General features: G+C 52.6%; 9 protein-coding genes. All 9 read right to left on the reverse strand.

What is annotated here, in order from left to right; translation table 11 throughout:
- Nucleotides 1-8: 8 nt before the first annotated feature.
- Nucleotides 9-3170: a type I restriction endonuclease subunit R gene (locus AC3GOJ_RS03690; protein ID WP_488236113.1), complete on the reverse strand. Its 3162-nt coding sequence runs from the start codon at nt 3168-3170 to the stop codon at nt 9-11.
- A 26-nt stretch (nt 3171-3196) separates the two neighbouring features.
- Nucleotides 3197-4543, reverse strand: a complete 1347-nt coding sequence (yjjJ, locus tag AC3GOJ_RS03695; RefSeq protein ID WP_488236114.1) for a type II toxin-antitoxin system HipA family toxin YjjJ — start codon at nt 4541-4543, stop codon at nt 3197-3199.
- Between the two features lie 137 nt (nt 4544-4680).
- Nucleotides 4681-5007, reverse strand: a complete 327-nt coding sequence (locus AC3GOJ_RS03700; protein ID WP_488236115.1) for an XRE family transcriptional regulator — start codon at nt 5005-5007, stop codon at nt 4681-4683.
- Entirely contained in the window at nt 5000-5365 is a 366-nt protein-coding gene (locus tag AC3GOJ_RS03705; RefSeq protein ID WP_488236116.1) for a type II toxin-antitoxin system RelE/ParE family toxin, read from the reverse strand. Before AC3GOJ_RS03705 ends, AC3GOJ_RS03700 begins: the two co-directional genes overlap by 8 nt.
- A gap of 297 nt (nt 5366-5662) precedes the next feature.
- Nucleotides 5663-6121 carry a hypothetical protein gene (locus tag AC3GOJ_RS03710; protein WP_488236117.1) on the reverse strand — a complete coding sequence of 153 codons (459 nt, stop codon included), beginning with the start codon at nt 6119-6121 and terminating at the stop codon, nt 5663-5665.
- Nucleotides 6075-6683: a nucleotidyltransferase domain-containing protein gene (locus AC3GOJ_RS03715; RefSeq protein ID WP_488236118.1), complete on the reverse strand. Its 609-nt coding sequence runs from the start codon at nt 6681-6683 to the stop codon at nt 6075-6077. The genes AC3GOJ_RS03710 and AC3GOJ_RS03715 overlap by 47 nt, the downstream gene beginning before the upstream one ends.
- Before the next feature lie 343 nt (nt 6684-7026).
- On the reverse strand, nt 7027-7779 hold the full coding sequence (locus tag AC3GOJ_RS03720) for a DUF3800 domain-containing protein (protein WP_488236119.1): 753 nt from the start codon (nt 7777-7779) through the stop codon (nt 7027-7029).
- Nucleotides 7780-9069 carry a restriction endonuclease subunit S gene (locus AC3GOJ_RS03725; protein ID WP_488236120.1) on the reverse strand — a complete coding sequence of 430 codons (1290 nt, stop codon included), beginning with the start codon at nt 9067-9069 and terminating at the stop codon, nt 7780-7782.
- Nucleotides 9059-9636 (reverse strand): N-6 DNA methylase (locus tag AC3GOJ_RS03730; protein WP_488236121.1); only part of this gene is annotated, 578 nt, incomplete at its 5' end. The genes AC3GOJ_RS03730 and AC3GOJ_RS03725, both read right to left, overlap by 11 nt.

Here is a 9636-nt window from a genome sequence, read left to right on the forward strand (position 1 = left end):
CTTTCAAATCACGATGCTGACCACGCCTCACCCAGTGCATCGGCCTGTTGCAGCACCAACTCTACCGCCGCCTCCTGCTGATCGGGCGGGTATTTGTACTTACGCAGAATCCGGCGAACCATGAGGCGTAGCTTAGCGCGCACGCTGTCGCGCACCGACCAATCCACTGTCAGGTTATTACGTAGATTCTCAGCCAGTTCATGGGCAATCTTCTTCAGCGTTTCGTCGCTCAACTCACGCACCGCCGATTCGTTATCGGCCAGCGCATCGTAGAAGCGCACTTCATCATCGTTCAGCCCCAACTCGTCGCCACGGTTAGCGGCTGCACGGAACTTCTTGGCCATATCAATGAGTTCTTCAATCACCTGCGCCGTTTCAATCGCGCGGTTCTGATAACGCTTCACCACGTTCGCCAGCAGTTCAGAAAACTTTTTCTGCTGAACGATGTTGCTGGCAAACTTGGATTTAATTTCGCCTTCCAGCAATCGCTCCAGCAACTCTACCGCCAAATTTCGCTCCGGCAGGTTCTTCACTTCCGCCAGGAAGGCGTCATCCAGAATGCCGATATTGGGCTTATCCAGACCCACGGCATCAAAGACATCAACCACTTCTTCCGACACCACGGCCGAGTTGATGATCTGCCGAATCGCCAGATCCCGCTCTTCTTCATTCCGCTTCTTCTGGCTGATATCCCGTTTGGTCAGAATCACTTTCACTGCTTGCAGAAACGCCACTTCTTCCCGTGCCGCCTTGGCTTCGTCCAACGTACAGCACAGGCTGAAGGCTTTGCTCATAGCCAGGGCGGTATCAGCAAAGCGCTTCTTGCCATCTTTCTGGCCGAGCACAAAGTTAGCCGCACCCGCCAGGCGCTTATGGCCTGACGTCAGAAAATCCGAGTAGTCGTAGCCATGCAGCATGCCGCGCAGGATATCGAGCTTTTCAGCAAGCACGGCATAAGCTTCCGCCGCATCCACCGTTGGGCGGCCGCGTCCTTTGCTGGCGGTATATTCCTTGAGGGCGCTCTTCAGCTCGTTGGCAATGCCGATGTAATCAACCACCAAGCCGCCTTGCTTGTCTTTAAACACCCGGTTCACGCGGGCAATGGCCTGCATGAGGTTATGGCCCTTCATGGGCTTATCCACATACAGGGTATGCACGCACGGCGCATCAAAGCCAGTGAGCCACATATCGCGCACGATCACCATCTTCAGCGGATCGGCCGGGTTCTTAAAGCGCTTCTCCAGGTCTTTCTTCACCTGGCCACTGTAGATATGGGGCCGCAGCAGTGCCTTATCGCTGGCCGACCCGGTCATGATGATCTTGATCACCCCCTGCTTCGGATCAGTGTCATGCCATTCCGGGCGCAGCTTAATAATTTCGTTATACAGATGAACGCAAATCTCACGGCTCATGGCCACCACCATGGCCTTGCCGTCCTGCGCTTTCAGCCGCTCTTCAAAGTGATTGACTAAATCGGCCGCCACACGGGCAACACGCGGCTCAGCGCCAACAATCTTTTCCAGGGCAGCCCACTTGGATTTAAGTTTGGCCTGGTTACCCTCTTCTTCATCTTCAGCCAGTTCATCAACATCCTCATCCAGTTGTTCCAGCTCGGATTCTTTTAATCCCAGCTTGGCCAGCCGAGACTCAAAGTAAATGGCCACGGTTGCGCCATCTTCCTTGGCCTGTTGCATATCGTACACATGGATATAGTCGCCAAACACAGCGCGGGTATCCCGGTCTTCACTCGACACGGGCGTACCGGTAAACGCCACAAATGTGGCATTTGGCAAAGCATCGCGTAAATGCTGGGCGTAGCCCACCTGATAGGCAAAAGCCTGCTCAGACGCACTATCGGCCGCTTGCAGTACCGTTGCATCATTGGCGGCGCCCGTAGAGAACTTGGTTGCCCTAACTGGCTTGAGCTTCGCCTCAAAGCCATACTGCGTGCGGTGCGCCTCATCGGCGATCACCACAATGTTGTTTCGCTCAGACAGCGTTGGGAAGGTGTCTTCATCCTCCCCAGGCATAAACTTTTGAATGGTGGCAAAGATAATGCCGCCCGACGGTCGGTTGTCCAACAACTCGCGCAATTTCTGACGGGTCTTGGCCTGTACCGGCTGCTCACGCAGCAGATCCTGCGCTAACGAGAACACCCCAAACAACTGGCCATCCAGATCATTGCGGTCGGTAATCACCACAATGGTCGGGTTTTGAATCGCCGGTTCTTGCATCACCCGTGCCGCAAAGCACGTCATCGTAATGCTCTTACCACTGCCCTGGGTATGCCAGACCACCCCGCCCTTATGCGTGCCGCCTGGGCGCGACGCATCGACTACCTGTTGAATGGCCGAACGCACCGCATGGAACTGGTGATACCCGGCAATCTTCTTCACCAGCGTGCCATCGTCTTCAAACAGAACAAAGTAGCGCAGGTAATCCAGCAGCATGGCCGGTGCCAGCAAGCCACGGATCAAGGTTTCCAGTTCGTTAAACTCGCCTAATGGGTCTAGGTTCACGCCATCAATCGTGCGCCACTGCATAAAGCGCTCGGCATTGGCCGAAAGCGACCCAAAGCGCGCATCCGAGCCATCGGAAATTACCAGCAGCTCGTTGTATTCAAAAACGTCGGGAATCTGTTCTTTGTAGGTCTGTATCTGATCGAAGGCTTTCCAGATATCCGCCGTTTCATCCGCCGGGTTCTTCAGCTCCAGCAACACCAACGGCAACCCATTTACAAACAGAATGATGTCCGGCCGGCGGGTATGGTGCGGTCCTTTAAGAGAATACTGGTTAATCGCCAGCCACTCATTAGCCGCCACATTAGCCCAATCAATCAGGCGGACGAAATCACCAATGGTTTCCCCGCCCTTCTGGTACTGAACCGACACCCCATTGACCAACAGCTTATGAAAATGCTGATTGGCTGCCAACTGTGACGGCACGCCCAGATCCACCACCTGCTTCAGCGCATCTTCCCGCGCCACCAGAGGGATATCCGGGTTCAGCCGCCCGATGGCATTGCGAAGTCGCTCAACCAACAGCACCTGGCGGTAATCTGCCCGCTCTGGCGCACTGCCATCCGGGGCGATATCCGGCCCATACAGATGCTGATAGCCGACTTCACCCAGCCAGCCCAGTGCTTCTTGCTCAAGTTGATCTTCGGTCATTTGATTATTAAAACATGTTTGGCAATTTAATCGGCCAAACGAGAGATTTTGATTGCCGCATGCTCGATGTGCATTTCCAGCGCATCGATGCACATCAGAAATGATGGCGAGAAACGAGGCTCGTTTCTTAAAGCGTGCAGATAGCCACGAGCCAGCTGCTCAGCTTGACGCCAGTTGGCCGGTGCAATGTGGGCGTGAATCTGCGCTTCGGGCAACGATTCTGGAATAGCCCCTCCACTCTTTGGTGCAAAAGCCATGGGCAACATGTCGTAAGCCGGTGCCAGCGCATAAGGCCTCCCCTCTTCGGTCACAAAGGAAAGGTTGCCCGTGTGCATATCCGTATTGCCAATCAGCGTGCCAAAAGCCTGCAGCAGTGCCACAGCCTGTACCGCTTCTGGTTCTATGTACTTGGCCTTGGCTAATGCCTGGGCGATATCGACCCAGCCCTTACCCGCGCCAACAAACTCCGCATCCAGCGCGGCCATACTAAAAAGCCCACGGCGACCCAACGCACCAACCCGATCAAATCGCGCCGCTTCCAAAAAACGCTGCCCCGCAAAATCCAGCACACTGGTTTTTACCGCACTAATTTGTGCATCATTCAACGTATTGAGGGCCAGATGTTCGGCCAGCAGAAGATCGCGCCATCGTTCTGCCACGGGGTTATTTTCAGGAACGCTAAATTTAACAATCACGTGCCGTGGCCCATCTGCAGTCTCGGCGTAGACCAAAAACTTCGGCTGCTCACCCCCCGCAGATGAGCCAGGCAATTCTCCCCGGCTGGCTTCTTCGGCCAACTGAATGTAACGCTCAGGCTTGCTGGCCATAGGCAAAGCCGATAACGCATCGATCGATAAAAATCGTTCTCTGGCGGCATCTCCCAGCAACAAGTTACCAATCGCGTCATGCCCGTGCGCCAACAAAGCACGCAAGGCGTGGGTATCATTCCAGTCGTTTAACTGTGACGGCAGGCCAAGCACAGCCGCATGGCGGGCAGCATAACTACGGCCCAGATAACCCTGCGGGCGCATGTCGTAGAGCCACCATGGAATCGATTCACTGTGAAGCGTCTTACCGTCAGTACTCTGCACCATGACAAAGCCGTCCGATCGCACCGGTATCAACGTGCCCAGTTGCCCAACGCTGCCATCGGCAGATACCCGATAGATCGGCACATCACCGAGGCCTCTGCCCGTATCTCGCAAGGCATATTGAATAGATGGCCCAGCCCCAAAGCGCACGACTTCGTCCCCCAATGCGGCTAAGGCACGGGAGACGGTTGGCTGACTTAACCCAAGTTTTTCAACAAGTTGCTTAACTTTAAGCGGGCCTTGTGCCAATAAGCTGCGGATTGAATCGGTATGAGACGGCATGGCAATGAATAGATTTGTGAATAGCTTTTAAAGGATTTACTATAAGCCATCTTTACAAAATTGTGTAGGAACATCCAAGTGGCGGCTCAGGCCGAGAAACTGTCAATAAACCAAAGACTACTTCAGGGCTATAAGGTTCAAACCAAGCCCACTTTGCCCAAGTCTGAAAAGTTGCTGATCTTCACGTTGCCGTCGGGGAATTTTGCAATCACCTCCAGCTGGCCACCCATGGCTTCAACGTGACTGCGCAGCGTGGAGATGTACATATCTGTACGCTTCTCAATCTTGGCAATCGAGGGTTGCTGCACGTGTAGAACCTCTGCCAGCATTTTTTGCGACAGTCCTCGGGCTTGCCGTAACTCATTGAGCGGCATCTCGTCCAGCATGGATTTGGCGAGACCTTTGGCACGGGCCTGGGCCTGTGGGGTCATACCAGCGCGCAGTGCTGCAAATTTCTTAGCCATCAATCAGCCCTTCCTTCCTTAACTCTTCAAGATGCTCGTCGTAGAGACGATCTGCAATTGGTACATTCACGTCATACCAACGATCATCTCCTGTTTTGTCGCCACCGAGCAAAAGGATGGCGTTACGTCTCGGATCGAATGCATAAAGCGTTCGGAATGGCCGCCCACTATGCTGCGTTCTTAACTCACGCATGTGCGTGTGCTTTGAGCCGTTGATACCGCTACTATGCGGAAAGCCCAAATTGGGGCCTCGTTCCTCAAGCAGTTCAACGGAGGCGGCCAGCGAAACCTGCTCCTCTTCGGTCAGGCCAGACCACCAGTCGCCGAACTCATCGGTGTATTCGATTTCCCAGGTCATGGTGGGAATATACCCACCAAGGAATATTCCGTCAAGGGAATGTAAAGCCCAGGGGGCTACAAGCACTCAGAATTTACAAGAACGCCGAAGGCGCGAGAAGAACAATTTCTGCGTGCTCATCGCATAACTGAATGGCTGCTAAGTGTGCAGAAGCTGCCAGTTTATGGATGTCAGGTTAACGTCGGCTCAGGCCGAAAACCTGTCAGCTAATCGACGCAGACAAATGACAGCTTCCGATACCGGCTCTTACCAAACCGATCAGCCAGCTCAGCGCTTCCTGTTCAAGTTGATCTTCAGTCATTCAATACCATCTTGAGCCAACAGATTTGCTCGGTTCGTTTTCAGCCAGTGCTCTGTATGCGCCAGCAAGAGCTTAGCTTGCCCCACACAGCTTTCAACCACCGCATCGGTAATGGGATATCCCTCGTAATCATTCTGATTCCGTTGCCGACGCAGGGCATCAAGTACAATCACCGCATCGGATTCTACGCCCAAAGTTTTCGGCAATGCTTGAATGGCTAACTGATGATGCCCAGGTTGGTTCGTAGATATACGGTAGCCGTTAGCCCACAAGCCCAGCATAGCGCATTGCATGATTGCCTTATACGCCACATCAAAACGGCTCTCTGGACTCAATGCGGGTATTGCCGAATCGGCAAGATTACGCACTGCCGCCGCTAAGAGACGGCGAACGCCTTCAGCGCTGGCTTCAAACGCCTGTAGCTTTTGTATCGCCAGCAAATTTTCCAAAGTCATGCGCGTTTCCGATCACAAACAACTTAGGGCTATTAAGAAGGTTTTGAATAAACGGCTCACCCGCAGCAACCCGCTTTATAAATTCTTCTTGATTATAAATCGTTGGGTTAATTTCCCGCTGCAATATTTCCTGAGCCGGGTACAACGCCAGCACGGCATCTACAAAAGAAACCTCGCCAATCAACAGCACATCCACATCACTGTTCGGCGTTTCTTCACCGCGTGCGATAGAACCAAATACGAACGCGTAGTCGATCTTATCCGCTACCGTTTGCAGTGCCTCGGCCAGCACAGCCACCACACCGGTTGTTTTACGAAATAACCCGGCTAACTCTGGAAAGATCGGATGCGCCCTATTGGCTTGATAACGGACTTGGTTGCCTTGCTCTTCCCTTACCAACAAGCCAGCCTCTGCCAGCCGTGCCAGCTCCTTATGCACGGTGCCCGGCGCCGTATTGGTTAACCGCGCAACCTCGCGGACGTAAAAGCTTTCCTCGGGATTCAGCAATAAAAGGCTGAGCACCCGCTGCCGGTACTGGCCAAACAAAAGCTCCATCAGCATTATCGTAGCTCCTTTTGCTACGATTGTAGCGTTATTTGCTGCAAACAACAAACAGCGGATGTAGCCGTTCTATAGGGGCAAAATGCCGCTATCAGCGTGTGCACGAATAGTTTTTTAACGTAATATACGTCACAAGTGGATCGGGGGCTCCCGGTTGGCGCTAGTGCCTCGGTGGGATCACCGGGGCTTTTCGCTTTATGGACGAGCCACCTTGTGCAAAAACTTTGCCATTTAGACCCCACCAGCTACAATGTAACCACGCCGTGACTGCGCCGATAACAGCAGACTTGGAGGCAACTCCAACACGGCGCCTCTTTCCAAGCTTCCCAATGCTTATTTAGCTCTACCAACCCTTGGGAAACTTTACTAAGCCGAACCCATCGACTTTGCCCGATGGAGAAGTTCTAAGAGATCCTTTAATTTGTTCAGCGAAGCGCTTATCGCCCGCTTTATAGGATCGGAAAATCGCACCTGCGACCATGTCTGCAAACTGGATGCCAACGCTTAAGTGCGAAGGGGCAACAAACAGGCCTTCCACCAAGTTTCCGTAGGATGAGGTTGTACCCTTATCGCCATTCAACAATTTATGATGCAACTCCCGCAGCCGCTCATCATCTTTGGGGGCTCGATGATCGCACACCACGATGCCGTTTAATTTCTGCCCCACCGTACGCTCAAGGTCTTGCAGGTAATACTGATAGCGCTCCGTCAATTGCTTATAGCTGTACCAGTAAATGTCTTCTGCCGAGTTGATGTAGTGCTGATCGTAAGCCAAGGCCGTATTGGTCACGACACAAATAAGGCGTACCGATTTATAACGCGCCACCACTTGATACAGCTGTGTTCGTAAAGACTCACGCTCATCACCCGACAGATGAGATAGGGCATGAGGTTTACAACCCTTATCAGGGGCAAAATAACGCCATTTAATTTCGCCATCAATCTTGAAGTGCGATTTCAATCGCGCGAGATCCGCTGCCATCTTTGCCCAGATATCTTCGGGGATGACAATTCCACCCAAAACAAAAAATGGCTGTACACCAACCTTAGTTTGTTCTGGTGGCGAACCAGATTCGTCAACAAACAAAATTTGCATTCAGCTCGTCTCCGTAACCATTTCCTCAATCTCGGGCAAACGCAGCTGGCCGGAGATTAGGCGGGGAAGCAAGGCGTCACGCAGCTCGGCGAGACAAATAATTTGGCGATCATTTTCTTCAATCCGATTTTCAAATACCGATGACAACGATTCAAATGCTCTCAAAACCGATGCACATGGAACAAGTAGCTTGAACACTTTAAGGTTATCAATCGTGACTTGAGGCTGCGCCGATCCCGTAACAAATCCAGTCAAATCGGAGTTGAGCATATAGCCCTTAATGTAGCCAAAAGGAAGATTTGTTGACTCATCACTTTCAAGCACGAGCGAGTTATTTGTAACAAAAGCCTTTCGAGCAGATTGATTCACTTTTCCAGACGCGGCGCCACGACAAGCAATTAACACCTGCCTCGTCTCATAAATAAATTTGTCAAAGTAACCGATCTGCCCATTTCCGCCGTACACAGGATATCCAGATGCCAGCAATTTTTTTGTTGGTAGATTCTTACCGTACGCAATTTTCAATTCTGAGCCTAGTGACCCAATCCGCCAACCTCTCGGCACCAAACCCAACTCGGACTCTTCAAACGAATCTGGGAATAGTGCCGCTGCCGCTTCATCCATGCCCTCTGGCACACGTCCTTCCATCTTGGCGCAGACGGGGTCGAAATCAATAAACCATGATTTAAACAGTGCCTGGGCGATGGATTCAAGGGTGGCGTTGGTTTCGCGCAGGAGGGAGATTCGGTCATCTAGAAGGCCCAGGAAATCTGCAATGCCTCGCTGTTCCATGAGCGGCGGCAACCAGAACTCGTGGCGCTTCAGTTGGCCGAGGTTGAATCCGGGAACGGAGCTTCCAATTCCGTTGTCAAGAATCTCTGCTTGCTTGTCCGGTCCTGAGAACAGATAGTAAATGAAACGTCGATCAGCCTTGGCTGAATCAACCGATAACTTCATTTGCTTGTTCGAAATAATGTAGCGATCGAACTTCGACCCTGCATCAATTAAGCCGACCTGATTTATCGTGCCCCAACAGGTAAAGATCAGATCTCCGCGACGCACTTCTGATCGCTGAAATTCCTCAGCCTTCTCCGTAGATATAAATACCAGCCCATCATCAATGAGCCGAGTAGAAATCTCGGTGCTTAGGTTAGACCCACGGATGACTGGAACGCCAGATGCTACGAAGAATTTCGAACTGATTGCAGAACCAAAGGGGCCGGTTGCCAAAGCGGTTGGGTGCGGTGCAGCGATTTCCTCAACTGTCGTAAGACGCCACTCAGAACTCATACCCCAGCCCTTTCAGCTTGTACCGAATGAGGTCGTCGAGTTCTGTGCCCTTGGCCATTTGTTCTCCAAGCTTCTCGGTTAACTTTTGCATCTTGTCGGCAAAGGCTTCATCGTCATCTTCGACTTCTTCGGCACCGACATATCGGCCCGGGGTGAGCACGTGGCCGTGTTGGGCGATTTCAGCCAGTTTGACGCTGCGGCAGTAGCCGGGGATGTCTTCATAAGTATCGACATTAGGCTCACCGCGCCAGGCGGCGACGGTGTTTCCGATGCGTTCGATCACCTCATCGGTGAGTTCTGCCTGAACGCGGCTGATCATGCTGCCGAGTTTGCGGGCATCGATAAAGAGCACTTCGCCTTTGCGTTGGGTTTTTTCTTTGGTGAGGAACCAGAGGCAAGCCGGGATCTGGGTGTTGAAGAAGAGTTGGCCGGGTAAGGCGACCATGACTTCGACGACGTCGGCTTCGACCATGGCTTTGCGGATGTCGCCTTCACTGTTCTGGCTGGAGCTCATGGAGCCGTTGGCGAGTACGATACCGGCACGACCCTTCGCTTTGAGGTGGTAGA

The organism is Fluviibacter sp. (assembly GCF_057744235.1).

What these genes read in the sequence shown, in the direction of transcription:
- AC3GOJ_RS03690 (WP_488236113.1), bottom strand. Translation starts at nt 3,170, where the DNA reads ATGACCGAAGATCAACTTGAGCAAGAAGCACTGGGCTGGCTGGGTGAA.
- AC3GOJ_RS03710 (WP_488236117.1), bottom strand. Translation starts at nt 6,121, where the DNA reads ATGACTTTGGAAAATTTGCTGGCGATACAAAAGCTACAGGCGTTTGAA.
- AC3GOJ_RS03705 (WP_488236116.1), bottom strand. Translation starts at nt 5,365, where the DNA reads ATGACCTGGGAAATCGAATACACCGATGAGTTCGGCGACTGGTGGTCT.
- yjjJ (WP_488236114.1), bottom strand. Translation starts at nt 4,543, where the DNA reads ATGCCGTCTCATACCGATTCAATCCGCAGCTTATTGGCACAAGGCCCG.
- AC3GOJ_RS03720 (WP_488236119.1), bottom strand. Translation starts at nt 7,779, where the DNA reads ATGCAAATTTTGTTTGTTGACGAATCTGGTTCGCCACCAGAACAAACT.
- AC3GOJ_RS03725 (WP_488236120.1), bottom strand. Translation starts at nt 9,069, where the DNA reads ATGAGTTCTGAGTGGCGTCTTACGACAGTTGAGGAAATCGCTGCACCG.
- AC3GOJ_RS03715 (WP_488236118.1), bottom strand. Translation starts at nt 6,683, where the DNA reads ATGCTGATGGAGCTTTTGTTTGGCCAGTACCGGCAGCGGGTGCTCAGC.
- AC3GOJ_RS03700 (WP_488236115.1), bottom strand. Translation starts at nt 5,007, where the DNA reads ATGGCTAAGAAATTTGCAGCACTGCGCGCTGGTATGACCCCACAGGCC.